25 protein-coding genes are annotated in these 16,746 nt (G+C 60.7%); 7 read left to right on the top strand and 18 right to left on the bottom strand.

Annotation, left to right across the window (positions count from 1 at the left end; translation table 11 throughout):
• Window positions 1-36 precede the first annotated feature (36 nt).
• From HZ993_RS00305 to HZ993_RS00290, 4 genes are all read left to right on the top strand, one after another.
• Window positions 37-504 carry a tetratricopeptide repeat protein gene (locus tag HZ993_RS00305; protein WP_209395292.1) on the top strand — a complete coding sequence of 156 codons (468 nt, stop codon included), beginning with the start codon at window positions 37-39 and terminating at the stop codon, window positions 502-504.
• A 5-nt stretch (window positions 505-509) separates the two neighbouring features.
• Entirely contained in the window at window positions 510-1,070 is a 561-nt protein-coding gene (locus HZ993_RS00300) for a cytochrome b (protein WP_209395291.1), read from the top strand.
• Between the two features lie 61 nt (window positions 1,071-1,131).
• Window positions 1,132-1,707, top strand: a complete 576-nt coding sequence (locus tag HZ993_RS00295; RefSeq protein ID WP_209398191.1) for a YceI family protein — start codon at window positions 1,132-1,134, stop codon at window positions 1,705-1,707.
• Between the two features lie 20 nt (window positions 1,708-1,727).
• Window positions 1,728-2,309 carry a YceI family protein gene (locus HZ993_RS00290; protein ID WP_209395290.1) on the top strand — a complete coding sequence of 194 codons (582 nt, stop codon included), beginning with the start codon at window positions 1,728-1,730 and terminating at the stop codon, window positions 2,307-2,309.
• 124 nt (window positions 2,310-2,433) lie between these two features.
• Here the strand turns inward: HZ993_RS00290 and HZ993_RS00285 are convergent, their stop codons facing one another.
• The gene (locus tag HZ993_RS00285) at window positions 2,434-2,967 is read right to left on the bottom strand and encodes a GNAT family N-acetyltransferase (RefSeq protein ID WP_209395289.1); all 534 of its coding nucleotides are present in this window, start codon (window positions 2,965-2,967) and stop codon (window positions 2,434-2,436) included.
• 90 nt (window positions 2,968-3,057) lie between these two features.
• On the opposite strand from HZ993_RS00285, the gene HZ993_RS00280 reads away from it, so the two are divergent.
• On the top strand, window positions 3,058-4,134 hold the full coding sequence (locus HZ993_RS00280) for an AI-2E family transporter (RefSeq protein WP_209395288.1): 1,077 nt from the start codon (window positions 3,058-3,060) through the stop codon (window positions 4,132-4,134).
• On the opposite strand, the gene map is transcribed toward HZ993_RS00280, so the two are convergent.
• Complete coding sequence (gene map / locus HZ993_RS00275) at window positions 4,101-4,910, bottom strand: type I methionyl aminopeptidase (RefSeq protein WP_209395287.1); 810 nt, start codon at window positions 4,908-4,910, stop codon at window positions 4,101-4,103. The genes HZ993_RS00280 and map overlap by 34 nt on opposite strands.
• Window positions 4,910-5,164 carry a ParD-like family protein gene (locus tag HZ993_RS00270; RefSeq protein ID WP_209395286.1) on the bottom strand — a complete coding sequence of 85 codons (255 nt, stop codon included), beginning with the start codon at window positions 5,162-5,164 and terminating at the stop codon, window positions 4,910-4,912. Before HZ993_RS00270 ends, map begins: the two co-directional genes overlap by 1 nt.
• A 91-nt stretch (window positions 5,165-5,255) precedes the next feature.
• On the opposite strand from HZ993_RS00270, the gene HZ993_RS00265 reads away from it, so the two are divergent.
• Together HZ993_RS00265 and HZ993_RS00260 are read left to right on the top strand one after the other, a co-directional pair.
• Window positions 5,256-5,669 (top strand): DUF2177 family protein, encoded by a 414-nt coding sequence (locus HZ993_RS00265; RefSeq protein WP_209395285.1) that lies wholly within the window; start codon window positions 5,256-5,258, stop codon window positions 5,667-5,669.
• Between the two features lie 76 nt (window positions 5,670-5,745).
• On the top strand, window positions 5,746-6,627 hold the full coding sequence (locus HZ993_RS00260) for a YihY/virulence factor BrkB family protein (protein WP_209395284.1): 882 nt from the start codon (window positions 5,746-5,748) through the stop codon (window positions 6,625-6,627).
• A 15-nt stretch (window positions 6,628-6,642) separates the two neighbouring features.
• On the opposite strand, the gene HZ993_RS00255 is transcribed toward HZ993_RS00260, so the two are convergent.
• The 15 genes from HZ993_RS00255 to HZ993_RS00185 form a co-directional block, all read right to left on the bottom strand.
• The gene (locus tag HZ993_RS00255; RefSeq protein ID WP_209395283.1) at window positions 6,643-7,032 is read right to left on the bottom strand and encodes a YkvA family protein; all 390 of its coding nucleotides are present in this window, start codon (window positions 7,030-7,032) and stop codon (window positions 6,643-6,645) included.
• A 36-nt stretch (window positions 7,033-7,068) separates the two neighbouring features.
• Window positions 7,069-7,398 (bottom strand): XRE family transcriptional regulator, encoded by a 330-nt coding sequence (locus tag HZ993_RS00250; RefSeq protein WP_209395282.1) that lies wholly within the window; start codon window positions 7,396-7,398, stop codon window positions 7,069-7,071.
• Window positions 7,399-7,758 (bottom strand): type II toxin-antitoxin system RelE/ParE family toxin, encoded by a 360-nt coding sequence (locus HZ993_RS00245; protein WP_209395281.1) that lies wholly within the window; start codon window positions 7,756-7,758, stop codon window positions 7,399-7,401.
• A gap of 328 nt (window positions 7,759-8,086) precedes the next feature.
• A complete protein-coding gene (locus HZ993_RS24220) occupies window positions 8,087-8,269 on the bottom strand; it encodes a YkvA family protein (RefSeq protein WP_245213764.1) in 183 nt (60 codons plus the stop codon).
• A 224-nt stretch (window positions 8,270-8,493) separates the two neighbouring features.
• On the bottom strand, window positions 8,494-8,775 hold the full coding sequence (locus HZ993_RS00235; protein ID WP_209395280.1) for a hypothetical protein: 282 nt from the start codon (window positions 8,773-8,775) through the stop codon (window positions 8,494-8,496).
• A 109-nt stretch (window positions 8,776-8,884) separates the two neighbouring features.
• Window positions 8,885-9,226 (bottom strand): hypothetical protein, encoded by a 342-nt coding sequence (locus HZ993_RS00230; protein ID WP_209395279.1) that lies wholly within the window; start codon window positions 9,224-9,226, stop codon window positions 8,885-8,887.
• Window positions 9,227-9,359: 133 nt separating this feature from the next.
• The gene (locus tag HZ993_RS00225; RefSeq protein ID WP_209395278.1) at window positions 9,360-9,737 is read right to left on the bottom strand and encodes a hypothetical protein; all 378 of its coding nucleotides are present in this window, start codon (window positions 9,735-9,737) and stop codon (window positions 9,360-9,362) included.
• Between the two features lie 200 nt (window positions 9,738-9,937).
• Window positions 9,938-10,240: a hypothetical protein gene (locus HZ993_RS00220; protein WP_209395277.1), complete on the bottom strand. Its 303-nt coding sequence runs from the start codon at window positions 10,238-10,240 to the stop codon at window positions 9,938-9,940.
• 698 nt (window positions 10,241-10,938) lie between these two features.
• Window positions 10,939-11,583, bottom strand: a complete 645-nt coding sequence (locus tag HZ993_RS00215) for an ABC transporter ATP-binding protein (RefSeq protein WP_209395276.1) — start codon at window positions 11,581-11,583, stop codon at window positions 10,939-10,941.
• Window positions 11,576-13,141, bottom strand: a complete 1,566-nt coding sequence (locus HZ993_RS00210; protein WP_209395275.1) for an iron ABC transporter permease — start codon at window positions 13,139-13,141, stop codon at window positions 11,576-11,578. The genes HZ993_RS00215 and HZ993_RS00210 overlap by 8 nt, the downstream gene beginning before the upstream one ends.
• Window positions 13,142-13,150: 9 nt before the next feature.
• Window positions 13,151-14,194, bottom strand: a complete 1,044-nt coding sequence (locus tag HZ993_RS00205) for a thiamine ABC transporter substrate binding subunit (RefSeq protein WP_209395274.1) — start codon at window positions 14,192-14,194, stop codon at window positions 13,151-13,153.
• A gap of 34 nt (window positions 14,195-14,228) precedes the next feature.
• A complete protein-coding gene (locus HZ993_RS00200; protein ID WP_209395273.1) occupies window positions 14,229-14,699 on the bottom strand; it encodes a DUF2269 domain-containing protein in 471 nt (156 codons plus the stop codon).
• Window positions 14,696-15,073, bottom strand: coding sequence for a DoxX-like family protein (locus HZ993_RS00195; protein WP_209395272.1), 378 nt, complete (start codon window positions 15,071-15,073; stop codon window positions 14,696-14,698). The genes HZ993_RS00200 and HZ993_RS00195 overlap by 4 nt, the downstream gene beginning before the upstream one ends.
• A 3-nt stretch (window positions 15,074-15,076) precedes the next feature.
• Window positions 15,077-15,538 (bottom strand): SRPBCC family protein, encoded by a 462-nt coding sequence (locus tag HZ993_RS00190; RefSeq protein ID WP_245213763.1) that lies wholly within the window; start codon window positions 15,536-15,538, stop codon window positions 15,077-15,079.
• Between the two features lie 31 nt (window positions 15,539-15,569).
• Window positions 15,570-16,676, bottom strand: a complete 1,107-nt coding sequence (locus HZ993_RS00185) for a saccharopine dehydrogenase family protein (protein WP_209395270.1) — start codon at window positions 16,674-16,676, stop codon at window positions 15,570-15,572.
• Between the last annotated feature and the right edge of the window lie 70 nt (window positions 16,677-16,746).

Below are 16,746 nucleotides of genomic sequence, written 5' to 3'. Positions count from 1 at the left end.
AACCTTTAACCCCTTATTTATTACCGGGAGTCAAACATGTCCTCAATCTCTATCCGCAATCTGTTCCTCACGTCCGCGCTGAGCCTCGCCATGGCCGGCGCTGCCCTGGCCGCACCGGCCGAAGCCGCACCGGTGCAAAACGCGCAGGTCGACAGCTTTGTCGCTGGCAAAAACGCCATTGACGCCAAGAACTGGGAACTGGCCGTGGCCAGCTTCGACAAGGTGGTGGCGCAAGACCCCAAGAACGCAGATGCATACAACTACCTGGGCTTCTCCAACCGCTGGCTGGGCCGCTACGACGCAGCCTTTGCGGCCTATGACAAGGCCCTGGCGCTGGACCCCACCCACAAGGGCGCGCTCAATTACTCTGGCATCTCTTACCTGAAGACCGGTCAAAAGGCCAAGGCCGAGGCCCAACTGGCCAAGCTGCAAACCAGCTGCGCCAACTGTGACGAGACCAAACAGCTGGCCAAGGCCATTGCCGACTACAAACCCGCGCAATAAGCAACATGCACTCCGCGTCCGCTGAAGCCCGCTACCACCCGGTGGCCATGGCTCTGCACTGGATACTGGCGTTGGCCCTGGCATCGATATTTGCCGTGGGCCTGTATATGGCGGACCTGCCGTTTTCACCCCAGCGGTTGAAGCTGTACAACTGGCACAAGTGGGCCGGAGTTTTTATCCTGCTGCTATCGGTGGCCCGCCTGGCCACCCGGCTGGTCCAACGCCCACCCGCGCTACCGGTTGCGATTGCATCTGCCATGCCGGGCTGGCAGACACGGGCCTACCACGCAACCCACGGCATGTTGTATGCACTGTTCTTTGCCGTGCCACTGCTGGGCTGGGCCTACAGCTCAGCGGCGGGCTTTCCCATCGTGCTGCTGGGCGTGTTGCCACTGCCCGACCTGGTGGAAGCCAACAAGGCACTGGCAGAGACCATCAAGCCGTGGCACGCCTACAGCGCCTATGCACTTGCCGGCATAGCCGCCCTGCATGTGGCCGCTGCACTCAAGCACCACGTGGTGGACCGCGATGGCCTGCTGCTGCGCATGTTGCCCGGCAAGCGTTGAGCAGCCGCCCAGGCCCTTGCCTGAACAAACGATACAGAACTGGAATACCCCAATGATGAAGATGAACTATTCAAGCCTTGCACGCACCGCGGCCTGGGTGCTGCTGGCCACTCTGGCAGGCACATCCGCACAGGCCCAACAGAAACTGCTGCAACCGCAAAGCGACATCAGCTTTGTGACCAAACAAATGGGCGTGCCGCTGGAAGGTCGCTTCAAGAAGTTCGATGCGCAAATCGCGTTTGACCCGGCCAAGCCAGAGAGCGGCAATATTGCTTTCACCATCGACATTGCCAGCGCCACACTGGGAGCGGCTGAGACCGATGCCGAGCTGCCCAAGGCCACCTGGTTCAACACGGTCAAGTTTCCACAGGCCACGTTCCAATCCACGGCCATTAAAAGCCTGGGTGGCGGCAAGTTTGAGGTAGCCGGCAAGCTGGCCATCAAGGGCAATGTGCGCGATGCCATCGTCCCCGTGTCGCTGGCCCAAAGCGGCGGCACCACCACGGCCAACGGCGTCTTCACCATCAAGCGCCTGGCCTTCAAGATTGGCGAAAACGAGTGGGCCGACACCTCCATGGTGGCCGACGACGTACAAATCAAATTCAAGCTGGCCCTGGCTGGCGTGGCAAAAATCTAAAACCCAAAGCGAAACACACCATGAAACCCACAGCATTCCTCAGCGCCGCCGTCCTCGCCCTTGTTTGCGGCGTCCACGCCCCGGCAGTTGCCGCGCCCGAGACCTACACCATCGACAGCGGCCACACCTTCCCCCGCTTCTCGTACAGCCACATGGGTTTGTCTACCCAACTGAGCCGCTTCAGCAAGACGACCGGCACCGTCGTGCTGGACAAGGCTGCAAAGACCGGCTCGGTCGACGTGGTCATCGACATGAAGAGTGTGGACACCGGTCTGGCCGTTTTCAATGGACACATCCAGGGTGAAGACTTTTTGGACACGGCCAAATACCCCACCGCCACCTTCAAATCCACCAAGGTGGTGTTTGACGGCGACAAACCCACGGCGATAGAGGGTGACCTGACGATCAAGGACGTGACCAAACCCGTCACTCTCAAGGTCGCCAGTTATGTGAACACCGTGCACCCCATGCTCAAGCGCGATGCCATTGGTGCAGATGCATCCACCGTTATCAAACGCTCCGACTTCCGCGCTGGCAAATACGCGCCCAATGTGGGGGACGAGGTGACCATCAGCATCGCCATTGAGGCTATCAAGCAATAGCCACTAAAAAATGACGCAGATATAACCGTTTGAATGGCAGCCGATCACTGTGATAAGCATTGAGTAGCGTTCGAGCATAGAGATGCTGCCTTCATCATCACGGGGGAACTCCTGCTCAGACGATTCAAAAATCTGGCACCGCCGCCGCCATGATGGGGTCCGCATATAACTTTCCACCAAACAAAAAATCCTTGGTCCCCACATCCACAAAACCCCAGCGCGTGTAGAACTTGCGCGCACGTTCATTGCGGTCATAGACGCCCAGCCAGACCGTCTGGCAGCCAGCGCGCCGGGCCACGGCGTGCACGGCTTGCATCAGCGCAGCGCCATAGCCATTGCCAATGACACTTTCGCTCAGGTAGAGGCGCGACAACTCCACCGGTGCCGGTCCCGTTACACAGGGCGGTGGCTGGGTGTGGGCGATGTGGGCGTAACCCACGTACTGCCCCTCCCCGGCCAGAGCCACCAACAACACGGAAGACGGGTCTTGCACGAGGGCCGTGAAGTTGTCGGCCGTGAAGGCTTCCGCAACATAAGCCTCTATGTCATCCGGATCATCCAGCAGGCGGTAGGTGTCGCGAAAGGTATTGGTGGCCAGCTCCACCAGATGGGGTACATCATGAAGCGTGGCTGGGCGAATGCTGAGTTCTGTGGGCATGGGGTCGTTTGCAGTTTTGGGCGCAAGCATAGCCTTGGTTTGAGCGGGTACGATGGCGAGGCCAATCCCGGCTACTCCGTGAGACCACCCATGACCCCCAGCGACGAACAAGCCCACGGTGTAAGCCAGAACCGCGCCCTGCTGCCGCTGATGGTGGTGGCAACTCTGGCGCTGGGCTGGATACTGGTGCCGTTTTACGGTGCCATCATGTGGGGCGCCATCATTGCGCTGTTGTTCATGCCCGTGCACCGGCGGCTATTGGCCCGGTACAAGTGGCAGCGCACGCCGACTGCCCTGCTCACCATGGCCTTGATTCTGGTGGTGCTGATTCTTCCGTTTGCGCTGCTGATGGCCGCCCTGGCGCAAGAGGTTTCCCACTTCTACACACTGGTGCAGTCGGGCGAGGTCAACCCCACCCGCTACTTCCGCGATGTGTTCAACGCCCTGCCCGACTGGGTGGGCGCGCTGCTGGACCGCTTTGGCCTGGTCAACTTCTCGGCCCTGCAGCGCCGCGTCAGCGCCGCGCTGGCGCAGGGCAGTCAGTTTCTGGCTACACAGGCGCTGGGCATTGGCCAGTTGACGGTTGAATTCATCACCAGTCTCTTTATCTCCCTGTACCTGGCGTTCTTTTTGCTGCGCGATGGCGAGAGCTTGGCCCGCACCCTGCGCAATGCGGTGCCACTGGCACCAGAGCACAAAAGAGAGTTGATCAGCAAGTTCACCACCGTGATCCGTGCCACGGTCAAAGGTAACCTGCTGGTGGCAGTTATCCAGGGCGCGCTGGGCGGTCTGGCATTTTGGGTACTGGGCGTGGGCGGCGCCTTGTTGTGGGCGGTGCTGATGGCATTTTTATCGCTGTTGCCGGCCATAGGCGCAGGGCTGGTGTGGCTGCCGGTGGCCTTGTACTTCTTCGTAACGGGTGGCATCTGGCAAGGCATTGCGCTGTGCGCCTGGGGTGTGCTGGTGATTGGCCTGGTCGACAACCTGCTGCGCCCCATTCTGGTGGGCAAAGACACCCGTATGCCCGACTACGTGGTGATGATCACCACGCTGGGCGGCATGGTGGTGTTTGGCATCAACGGCTTTGTGATCGGCCCTGCGATTGCCGCCATGTTCATGGCGGTCTGGCACATCTACGCCACAACGCGGGCAGATACTGGCGCGTAGGCTCCTGTGCCGCCAGGCCAGGCGGTCAGCACTTCGTACCCTTCAGGCGTCACCGCCACCATGTGTTCCCACTGGGCTGAGAGTGACCGGTCCTTGGTCACCACGGTCCAGCCATCGGCCAGTTGTTTGGTGTCGCGTTTGCCTGCGTTGAGCATGGGCTCTATCGTGAACACCATGCCCACCTCCAGCCTGAGCCCGTGCCCGCGCTGCCCGTAGTGCAACACCTGCGGGTCTTCGTGGTAGACCTGCCCTATGCCGTGTCCGCAGTATTCGCGCACCACGCTGAAATGCTCCCGGTGCGCAACCGACTGGATGGCATGGCCCACATCGCCCAGCGTCGCGCCGGGCTTGACCTGCTGGATGCCGGCCAGCATGGCTTCGTAGGTCGTTTCCACCAGGCGGCGGGCCAGCGGGCTGGGTTCGCCCACAAAAAACATGCGGCTGGTGTCACCAAACCAGCCGTCCTTGTTGACCGCCACGTCAATGTTGACGATGTCGCCTTTTTTCAGAATCTGGTCGGGCGACGGGAGGCCATGGCACACCACCTGGTTGACTGACGTGAGTATGGTCTTGGTGTAGCCGAGATAACCCTCGTTGGCCGGAATGGCGCCCTGCACCTGCACGATGTAGTCGTGGCACAGGCGGTCCAGTGCCTCGGTGCTGACCCCCGGCACCACGTGGGGCTCGATCATGGCCAGCACCTCTGCAGCCAGCTGGCCGGCCCGCCGCGCCTTGGATATGCCTTCGGCGGACTTGATGACTACGTCGAAAGCCATCAGTGCTTTTCAACCGTAGATGCCGCGCGCTTGCTCGGCGGGGGATTGACCGCCCCGGCAATGTCCAGCCCCCCATTAAGTTCGGCCCGAATCAGCAGTTGGCAGATTTCGCGGTGGTCCAATTCCGGGTGCATCTCGGTCAGCATGCCAACCCGCATCCAGTGTTCTGCCTGTGCATTGATAGACCGGCTCAGCGCAGTGCCCACCACCCGCAAGTTCTCGTGCATCTGATCCGAAATTTTGACGATACCCATCCGTTAACTCCATATGAAACGTATACGTATTGTATATGCTTCGTATAATCAACAACGCAGCAAACCCTGCTCGCAAGAAAGAGTACCCACCATGAACACCAAGTATCTGGCCGCTTACGCTGGCACAGCCATCGCCATGGTTGCAATGGACATGGTGTGGCTGGGGCTGATCGCCAAGCCGCTGTACCAGCAAGGCATTGGGCACCTGATGGCGGACACGCCCAATATCCCGGTTGCGGTGTTGTTCTACCTGCTCTATGCGCTGGGCGTCGTCATCTTTGCGGTGAGCCCCCAAACGGGCGGCGCAGATTGGGCCAAGACCATCACCATGGCCGCCCTGTTCGGCTTCTTTGCTTACGCCACCTACGACCTCACCAACCTTGCCACTTTGCGCGGCTGGCCGTGGACCTTGTCGCTGATCGATGTGCTCTGGGGTACCTTTGTCAGTGCCATGGCCGCAGCGGGCGGCAAGGCAGCCATGGACTGGGCAGCCCGCCAGACTTGACCGAGCGCCCGCGCGGCGCTGGCTCCGTGCGCCACAGCACGGAAGCACCCGCCTCGCGCATGGATGATGTGCCCCCATGAACAAAGTGTGGGGCATGTTTAGTCAGATGTTTGAAGCCTGGTCAGACGACTACGTGCCCAGCATGGGCGCCGCACTGGCCTACTACACCCTGTTTTCGCTGGCGCCACTGTTACTCATCGTGATTGCCATCGCCGGTCTGGTGTTTGGCCAAGACGCAGCACGCGGTGAGATAGAAGCGCAACTGCGCTCCCTGATGGGCGAAGGCAGCGCGCTGGCCGTGCAGGAGATGCTGACCAGTGTGCGCAAGCCTGCAGAGGGAGTGACCGCCACCATCATCGGCGTCTGCTTGTTGTTGATAGGCGCGACAACCGTATTTGGCGAATTACAAGACACCTTAAACCGCATCTGGAAAGTACCTGCACGCAACAGGGTGGGCGGCTGGATCGCTTTGGTGCGCTCACGCGTGCTGTCTTTTGGCATGGTCATGGCGCTGGGGTTTCTGCTGGTCGTCTCGCTGGTATTCAGCGCGGCGCTGGCCGTAGCCGGCCGCTGGTGGGGGCCGCTGTTTGGTGAATGGCAACTGCTGGCCACGGTCGCCGATTCGCTGAGCAGTTTTGTCGTGGTGGCGATCCTGTTTGCCTTAATCTACAAAACCATGCCGACGGTGCAAATCAAATGGGGCGACGTGTGGGTGGGTGCGGTGGTCACCGCCCTGCTATTCACGCTGGGCAAATCCCTGATCGGCCTCTACATCGGGCGCAGCGGCGTGGTCACAGGCTTTGGCGCGGCGGGCTCGCTGGTGGTGGTGATGCTGTGGGTGTATTACTCGGCCCAGATATTTCTGATCGGGGCAGAGTTCACGTGGATCTATGCCAACACCTTTGGCTCGCGGCGGTTGAAGGCTACCACCATCCCACAGACGCTACCAAATCAATAGCGCATACACCATATTTCACGGGGGGTAGTGGCCAAAAACGCTTAAGCCCCACCGTACAGCAAACCACGCCACCACCAGCCACAGAAGCACAAAACATGCTGCGGCTGCGTAGCTGACCGGCTTGCTGCCGGCCTGCAGCGCTTGGGCCCGCGCAGACTCCAACACCTCGGGCGGCGTGAGCCGCACCACCAGGGCCAGGCCCAGCGGCACGATCAGCAGATCGTCCAGATAACCAATAACGGGAATGAAATCGGGAATGAGATCTATGGGGCTGAGCGCATAGGCCGCCACCAGCAGGGCCAGCACTCTCACATAGGCAGGTGTGCGCGGGTCACGCGCGGCGTAGTACACCGTGAGCGTGTGTTGCTTGAGTTGCCGGGCTTGGGCTTTTAGGGCGGCGAGCATGGGATTGTTGGTTTGCAGTTGGGACTGCAACCCCGCCTATCGCGAAGATGCAGTACTACCCAAGTCAGAAAAGTTATTGATCTTTACCGATCCATCCGGAAACCGCGCAATCACATCCAGCTCACCGCCCATTGCTTCGATGTGGCTGCGCAAAGTGGACAAGTACATGTCTGTCCGTTTCTCGATTTTGGCAATAGACGGTTGCTGCACATGCAGCACCTCAGCCAGCATCTTCTGAGACAGGCCACGCGCTTGACGAAGCTCATGCAGAGGCATTTCCGCCAACATCACTTTGGCCTTGCTGTCCGACTTTTCACGTGCGGGTGCACTCATGTTGGCGCGCAGTTCAGAAAATTTCTTAGCCATCTATCTCTCTCCTTCTCGTCGAAGTTGTTCCAGGTGTTCGTCATACAGTCGGTCCGCAACGGGGACATGTATTTCATACCAACGGTTGTCGCCCGTCTTGTCGCCACCTATCAACAAAATGGCCATTCGGCGCGGGTCAAAAGCGTATAGCGTTCTAAAAGGTCGACCGCCATGTTGCGTACGCAGCTCGCGCATGTGGCCGTGTTTGGAGCCATTGATGCCGCTGCTATGGGGGTGTCCCAACGCTGGACCTCGCTCTTCCAGCAGTTGCACCGAAGCAGCCAAGGACACTTGCTCTTCCTCGGTGAGACTGCCCCACCATTCACCAAATTCGTCGGTGTATTCAACGTCCCAAGTCATATACGAATATAGCCTCCATGGAATATTTCGTCAACTGCATGTTTAACATATCCTCTATCCCAACAGGCACATACCTTCAAAGGTTTTTTCTATCAAATAGCTACAAAATAAATAGCTCAATCGATATATTCCACAGGGGCTGGAGACCTAAAACACCAGTTATCCGCCGTGCGGGCAAGCCATGCCACCACCAGCTACAGCAAAACGAAGTTCACTGCGGCTGCGTAGCTGACCGGCTTGCTGGCGGCCTGCAGCGCTTAGGCCCGTGCAGACTCCAACACCTCGGGCGGCGTGAGCCGCACTACCAACGCCAGACCCATCGGCACGTTCAGCAAATCCCAATGACGGGAATGAAATCGGGAATGAGGTCGATGGGGCTGAGCGCATACGCCGCCACCAGCAGGGCCAGCACCCGCACATAGGCCGGCGTGCGCGGATCACGCGCGGCGTAGTACACCGTGAGCGTGTGTTGCTTGAGTTGCCGGGCTTGGGCTTTTAGGGTGGCGAGCATGGGGCATAGGCCTAAGTTTGAGCATTGCTGCAACTGTACTGCCAGCCAAAGAACTCACGCAAGACGGGCGGCAGCATTACGTGGGAAATCGAACGCGTGCTTAAGACACATAGCCGACTTCCACTTCGCTCCCAAGCAGTCAGTGGCAACGTTGGCGCTGCCCGGCACGCAGCAAGCGCCGCGAAGCGGCATTCCGCGGCTACGTGTCCGAGCCGAGCAACCTGTTACACCTTGATGAACTTCCCATAAGCAACTGTAAATGCAATGACCAACGGCATCATGGAAAACACGCTGACGATGCCAGCTGCCAGTTTGTCTCTCGCCATCAAAATAGCTGAGATCAAAAATGACAAGCCTACGCCAGCCACTGTTGATTCAATAAAACCTCGTGCATCAGACCCCTGTCCGCCTGCTGCCGCGAGTCCAAAGACAACCCACAAATAGACGATGAACCCGTTTGAAGCCAGAGCAGCCAGCCATGCCAGCCAAATTGGGAGGTACTTCATGTCGAGGTGTAACGTCGATTCTGACCGGCACGCAGCGCACGCCGCAAAGCGGCAACCTGCTGCTGCGTGCCCGCAACGAGCAACCTGTTAGCCTGTGTGTCCATGTTCATTAGACGGGTCCGCGGACAAGTGAACGGGAGAGTCGCATGTAGACCCACACGCCTACAAACGCGGCGAGAAGCCACGCCGGGAACATCGTATACCAGGGAAGACCAATGAAGTCACCTGTGAAATGCGGAGGGCCGAACATGACTAGTATTCCGACCGCTGCGGCGGCGGCGAGAGCAAGCGTCAAGCTCAAACCTGCGATGGCAAAGGCTCTGCCAAAGGTCAGAGAGGTCACCGGTCCGTTGACCCGCTGAAGGCGAATGGCAAAGACCGACACGAGAAGCATTGCCGAAAGTCCGACCAGTGCCGCATGCACAAGGATGTATTCGATATCGGAACGCATCGCGCAGGCTAACGTTGGCGTTGTACGGCGGGCAGCACACGCCGCGCAGCGGCATTCAGCCGCGGCTTTTCCGTGACGAACGACTTGTTAGACGGCTGTACGCACGGTACGGCCTTGAATGAGAGTGGCATGTTTATTGAGGCTTGTAGTTGCAGGCTTGATCGATGGCTATTTCTTCAAAGCGCTTCCACGGGCAAGACTGAGCGAATGACTTCAGCTTTGTGACTGCACTTTGCCACTCTTGTGCTTTGTACAGATCATCCGCCTTGATCAGCACTGACATAAGGGCCTGATTCCATTGGCGTTCGTTCTCTCTGAGTTCGACAACGGTGCGAGCGAACTCTTCAGACGATTGACCTTCTGGCGGGGAGTGATTGGGCAGGCAGGTACACACGTACTGCACAAATAGCCTTCGGTTCTCTTCAGTTGCTTGCAGTACCAATTGCTCAACTGACTGCTTGGCAAACTCGTGGAACCACTCGACTTGTTGGGAGAGTTCGGATTCAGTCATGGGTTTACAAGCTGGCGCGCGTGAACATGAAAGGGCCGTCTATTGTTGACGCTGCCCGGCGCGCAACCCGTGCCGCGCAGCGGCAGCCCTCGGTTGCGTGTCCGCGACGAGCAACCTGTTATGCAGGACGCCCGTCTGACGCTGGCTCGCGGTGGAGTGCCTAGAGCAAGCGGGGCCAACGCAGCTGACAATGGACTTGGTCATAGGCACCCGATCACAAAGTAGCCAAACACACCAAGAATTGAAAAGACAAGAACCGGCAGCCATTTGGGGAGTGTATATACAGAGGAACCACGAAAGAACCCTGTAAGGACCAATATCGCACCAACGCCAGCACTGAGCTCCATGATTAGTCCAACGGTGCCCAACGAGCGAAAACTGAAGTATTGAACAGGTCCAACCATCAACAACAACGAGCCGGACAGCAGGAAATAGGAACTGGTGCGATCCTTCACTTTTAGCCATTGCCAAAGACCACAACCGAGAGGGATGATGATCAACATAGAAACGGCCGTCCCGATAAACGCAATCGGAAGCCACACACACGCATCAGACCGCATAACGTGTTATCTCAGTGAAAGCTGTCTTATCAACAGAGCCGTCTTGAACCATGATTTCACTCCCAGTATTTATAAGTCGTTGATTTATAACTGGTTTGCCAACAGGTCCAATCGTGACCCAAAATAAAATGAGGACAGACTCTGCAAAGGCACTGATTAAAACTGGGTGCTGCTGGATCAAACGGAGACAAGTCTCCTGCAAGACGTTGATTTCATTTGCTTTTCCACAGTTGCGTGATTTTTTACAGGTATGACAAAGGCAACAAACCCTGCAAAACCGTCAAATTGGAGGTGCTCGACGAATGCCCGCTTCCGCCCCGCAACCGACTAAAGCGCCGCTGCGCCCCACCGAATCTTATCCCCGCCAACAACACCCCAAGGCTGGCGGACCGGGTATCCGTTCATCGGCCCGATTCGCGGTTGCCACAAAGCATTCCTGCCAACCAAAGCGTTAACGAATCAACGCCCGCACACCCGCAACAGCCGCCCGCGAGCGTGGGCCAAGAGAACGGATACCCGGTCTGCCAGCCCCGCCCACATCTTGGCGTGCAACGCTAACAACCGCAGGCAAACGCTACAACAACCATAGCGATACCGTCATATTCCACGGGGGCTAGCGACACATTTTCCATACAAGCACCTCACCAAACAACCTGCAGCCCACCCTGCACCACCCGATACCCCCGCGTCCCCATGGCCCGCGCCTCGGCCTCGTCGTGCGTCACCAGAATCGCTGCCATATTGAACTCCGCAATACGCTGGCGAAACTCTTCACGCAGTTGCAGGCGCATCTCGGCATCCAGCGCAGAGAACGGTTCGTCCAGCAGCAACACTCGCGGGCGGGTGATGAGCGCGCGGGCCAGGGCCACGCGCTGCTGCTCGCCACCCGATAGCTGCGTCACACGCGCATGGGCAAAGTCCTGCAGGCCAAAACGCTGCAGCATGGCCCGCGCTTGCGTTCGGGCCTCCGGCTTGCGCAGGCCCTGCTCTACCAGGCCAAAGGCCACGTTGTCTTGCACGTCCAGGTGGGGGAACAGCGCAAAGTCCTGGAACATCAGCGCGAAGCGGCGGCGTTCGGGTGGTTGCTGGGTGATGTCTTCACCATCAAACACAACGCGGCCCGCGTCCAGCGGCTCCAGCCCGGCGATGATTTTGAGCAGCGTACTCTTGCCGCTGCCGGACGGGCCGAGAGTGGCCACCGTCTCGCCGGGAGCCACTCTCAGGCTGACATCGCGCAGCAGCACGCGGGCCTGCCAGTCTTTGGAAATGGAAAACAACTCAAGCATGGAGCAAAACATCCCGGTCACGGGGCGGGGCCGCCCACTCAATCAACACAAAAGCCAGCAGCGCCAGCCCCATTAGCAGGCAGGACAGCACCAGCGCCGCATCGCGGTTGGTGGCGCCGGGGCGGCCCAGGTATTCGTACACCAGGGTGGTCAGCGTGGCCCACTCGGGGCGCGACAAGAACAGCGTGACCGCAAACTCGCCCACCGCAGTAGCGGCGGCAAACGCCATGCCCCTGCGCAGGGCTGGGCGCAGCAGTGGCAGCGTCACGCGGCTGAACACATGCCAGGGCGTGGCACCCAAAGACCGCGCGGCTTGGGCCAGGTGCACGGGCATGCTGTCCAGCCCCGCTGCTATCGACTTGGCCACAAACGGATAGGCCAGCAAGGCATAGGCACAGACCAGCAAGCCAAAGCTGGCGGTCCACGTGGGGTACAGCAGCAGCAGGCCAAAGGCCACCATGACAGGTGACACCACAAAGGGCAAAAACACCAGCGTGCGCAGCAGCAAAGACTTGCGTGCAGCCAGTGCGTGGGCCAGGCCCAGCGCGGTTGCCAGCAGCACGGCCAGCACGGTGAAGCGCAGGCTGTTCCACAACGCGGCCAGCGTGGCGGCGTCCCACAAGACGCTCCAGGCCACCGCGCCCGCGGCCAGTGCGCGCCACACAATGGCCAGCAAGGGTGCCGCGCAGAACAGGGCCAACACGGCCAGCGCCGCCCACAGGCTGGCCCACTGCAGCACACCCTGCGGCCTGCGTCGGGCGATGGTGTCCGCCCGCGCCGGAGCGGCCAGGCGCCGCTCGATCAGGGCATAGGCCAGTGCCACCAAACCAGTCAGCGCCAGCATCCACAGCGCAAGCGACGCGGCCTGTGCCAGCTGCAGCTCGTGCGCGACCAGGGTGTAAATCTCCACCTCCACCGTCGCATATTCCTGCCCGCCCAGCACCAGCGCCAGACCAAACCCGCAGGCGCAGTACAGGAACACCAGGCACATGGCAGACGCCAGCCAGGGCGCAATGGCCGGCCACTCAATCCGCACAAACACCCGCCACGGCGTGGCACCCAACGTGCGCGCTGCCGCCACGCGCGATGCGCTGACCTGGCCCAGTGCCTCGGTGGCGGCACGCACCACCAGGCACAGGTTGAAAAACAGATTGCCGTAGATCAGCAGCCACGGGCCACCCTGCAAATCGGGTCCGCCCCAGCTGTGCAGCAGGCCCTGCGGCCCCAGCAGCGCCAGCACACCCATAGCCGCCACCAGGGTGGGCACCACAAACGGGAGCATCAGCGCGCGCAGCACCAGCGTGCGGCCCGCAAAGTCAAACCGCGCCAGCACCCAGGCCACCGGCAGACCCAGGCCCAAGGCCACCACGCAACAAACTGCCGCTTGCAGAAAAGACCAGGCCAGACGCCAACGCAAATAGGCTTCTTGCAGCGGCGCCAACAGTGAGACTTGCCCGCCTTCCAACAACAGGCGCAGCGCGGGTGCCACCAGCACCACCAGCAAAAATGCCAGCGGAAAGGCGGCAAGGGCCAGGCGTGTGCGGTTTGTTGACACCATGGTGGTGGATTACTTCAGCACAACCTTGGTCCAGCGCCGCACCCACTCGGCGCCCTTGTCGGCAATGGCTTGTGCGCCGGGGCTGTCGTGCCGGGTGGGCTCTACGGCCTGGCGCAGGGCTTCCACACGCGGCACAGTGGCATCGGCGGGGAACATCCACATCTCGGTTTGCAGGCCCTGCTGCGCGGCGGGCGCGCGCAAGAACTCGATAAACTTGATAGCCGCCGCGCGCTCCTTGCCACCCTTGACCAGGGCCACACCCTCCACCTGGCGGAACACCGCTCCCGCCAAGGCCAGGCTGGCCGTGGGCGGCTCGGTCAGCTTGTTCTTGCTGTAGAACAGCTCGGCCGCCGGGCTGCTGGCATAACTCACCACCAGCGGGCGCGAGCCGCCGCTGTGGGTGAAGTCGGTGTAATAGGCTTCACTCCAGCCCTTGGCCACCTTGACGCCATTGGCACGCATGCGCGCCCACCAGGCAAAGGCTTTGTCTTCACCCATGGCGCCAATAGTGGCCAGCAGGAAGGCGTTGCCGGGGCTGGATGTGGCTGGGTTCTGCACCACCAGCAGCTTGGCGTAGGCGGGTTGGGTCAGGTCGTCCAGCGACCGCGGCAGTGCCAGGCCCTTTTTGGCAAACCAGGCCTTGTCGTAATTGAGCGTGACATAACCATAGTCCACAGGAACCAGGCCGGCAGGCAGCGTGACGGTATTGACACCGCCCAGTGGCTTGACCGATGGCGGGCTCTCCACACCATCTAGCACCTGCGCACCCAGCGCCTTGGCGGCCAGCACGTTGTCAATGCCAAACACGACATCGGCCACCGGCTTGGCGCGGGTCAGTATCAGCTTGTTCAGCATCTCACCGGCATCGCCCGCCTTGGTGATGCGCAGTGTCACGCCGGCTTCTTTTTCAAACTGCGCGAGCAGGGGTTTGGGCAGGGCAAATGAGGCGTGGGTCAACACCCGCAGCTCTGCAGCGTGGGCGGCGCTGCAGCCCAGGGCCAGCAACAAGACAAGTTTTGCTGCAACCATCAACGATTGAATGCTGTGCTTCATGCGGTATCCGATTTCGAGGTGAGGCATTGGGCGCTTACAGGTCGGGCTTGGCGACCATCAGGTAGAAGATGGCCAGCATGGCCACAAACGCAGGGTAACCCAGGCACTCCCACCAGCGGGCATACCGCCAGTACAACGCGGGCAGCTCCTGGCCACTGGCGTGGGCGGCTTGCGCCATGGCGGTCATGCGCAGCTGCAACCACACCACTGGAATCCAGCATACGCCTGCCATGCCGTACAGGGCCAGCGTCCACACAATCCAGGGAGTGCTCAGGGGCAGACCCATCAGGTGCATGAGCCACAGGCCGGTGGCGGGCTGCAACACAATGGCCGGTGTGGTGAACCACCAGTCTGCCCGCACCACCAGGCGCGACACCACGGCCTGCGCCGCAACCACGCCACTGCGGTTGGCAAAAAACAGGTAAAACGCGGTGCCAAACCCCGTGCCCACCAGCACCACGCTGGACAGGATGTGCAGCCACTTCACAATCAAATAGGTGTTCATACGGGTTTGCGCGCCAGCAGCCACAGCACCACGGCGATGGGAATGTTTTTACTCAAGGGGCCAAGCGGGTGCAGCCACAGGTAAGGGCTTAGCAGCGTGGCGACCAGTGTCATCACCACCATGGTGGCCAGAGCGAGCAGATAGGCTGGGCGCGTGGGGCGCAGCAACAGCCACAAGCCCAAGATCGCGTCCAGCGCGGCGCCTGCCAACACCAGGACGTTGGCCACACCCGTGTCTGAAACACCGCCTGCAAATAAAAGCCCACGGCTTTGGCCTTGCAGCTCCCACACACTCACTACCGCCGTCCACAGCCAGACAATAACCAGGCTCAGGCGCAGGTACCGTTGCTCCAAGGGCTCAGCGTTTTTCACCATGTTTTATTGCTCCTGCTGCCAACGCGTGATGTCGCCCGCGTGGCTTGCCAAATAGGTGCGCAGGCGCCCAAAACGTTTGCGCGTCTGGTACTCAAACATGCGTTCCACAAAGGGCCGGATGATCCAGGCGAAAAAACGCGGCCCCACCTCAAAGGTGTAGGTGTACACCAGCACAGACTGCCCGTTATCCAGATCCTTGTGGCGCATGGACGCAGCCCAGCGTGTAAAGGGAAACGACTGGCCCAGCATGGACGCGGCGGCTAGGCGCGGCCGGTCATAGGCCACAAACTGCGTGCGCATGGACAGGTTGCGCATCCAGCCGCCGCCCGCGTTTTGCGTGACCGCACCCACATAGGGGCACGGCGCGCCCCCCTCCACCGCAGTGGCACTAACCAGACTGTCCCAGCGGTGGCGCCAGTGGTGGTAATGGAAGGCGTCAAAAACCACCGCGGCAGGTGCAGGCATGGCAAAGTCAAAACTGCGGTGCGACACAGGCTCAGCCCTCTTCCACCACGTCGGTCACCATGCCCCATTTGGCGAACTCAGGCGCGAAGTCGGCCAGCGTGTTCAAGCCCACACAGGCGTAGGCACCGCAGGCCATGGGTTCACCGCCGGCCAGGCGCCGCGCCAACAAGATGGCGGCCATGCAGGGGATCTCGGGGCCATGGTCGTTGTCGGCGGCAATATGCCAGGCACGTTTGGCGGGATTACCAGCGGCATCCAGCCCCGCCACGCGCACCACCATGCCGCCAAGTGCAGAACCCAAGGGGTCAAACAGCTTGGCGGTGGTGTTGAGAAGACCGGCCAAGCTTGAAGGATTCTTCAACAGACCAATTTGCCGCAGCCAGGCCAGCACGGCAAACGCCCGTTGGGCCAGGCCCACCTCTACTGCTGCGCGAAAATCCATGCGTTCCCGCACCTGGTATCGGGCCGGAAAAAGCTCCAGGTCAGGGATATCACACAGCGCACCCAGCCGGGGGCGCAGGCGCTGAAACGCCACACGCTTCGGGTTGGCCCAGCCAATATGGGTCTGCCACTGCCCGCCGTTCCAGACCTGGATGGGGCCGCCGCAGTAACTCAGCACCGCACGCAAAGTGGCGACGCCGCGCGGCGCTGTCTGCGCCGGGGCAATGCAGATATCGATACTGTCCACACGCTGCCAGCCCTTGCACAGCGCATCCACCACGGCTGACGACAAGGCGGGTACGGTGCTGGCGCCGGATATGGCCACACGGCCCGTGTCCACAAACGCAGCGTGTAATGCCCTTGGAAAGTCGCACACAAAACGGCGACCATCGGCCAGGTCGATGTAGTGCACGCCGGCCTGCGCACAGGCGCGCGCCACGGCATAGTCCTGCCCCTGGAAGGGTCCCGCGGTGTGGATCAATAAGCCCACACCGTGGTTTTGCAACGCTTGGGCAAAACCCGCGCTGTGCATGTCCACGGCCACACCCTGCGCCCGGCCTGGCAGCGCGGCGGCAAATGCGGCAGCCTGCTTGCCATCACGCCCGGCCACCAGCAATTCGATGCGGTCATCCCCGCCCAGGGCGCGGCTGATGCGCGCCCCAAAATTCCCATAACCCCCCAGTACCATGACCTTCATCGTCTTTTTATCCTTGCCAGTGCCCTTTTGACCAGCCCGCACTATAGTGCGCCGCGCCTGCAGCCCTGGG

This window comes from Rhodoferax sp. AJA081-3, assembly GCF_017798165.1.
Classification (GTDB): Bacteria; Pseudomonadota; Gammaproteobacteria; order Burkholderiales; family Burkholderiaceae_C; genus Allorhodoferax.
The sequence above is the reverse complement of the archived record's forward strand: the minus strand, read 5'-3'. Positions and strand labels throughout refer to the sequence as shown.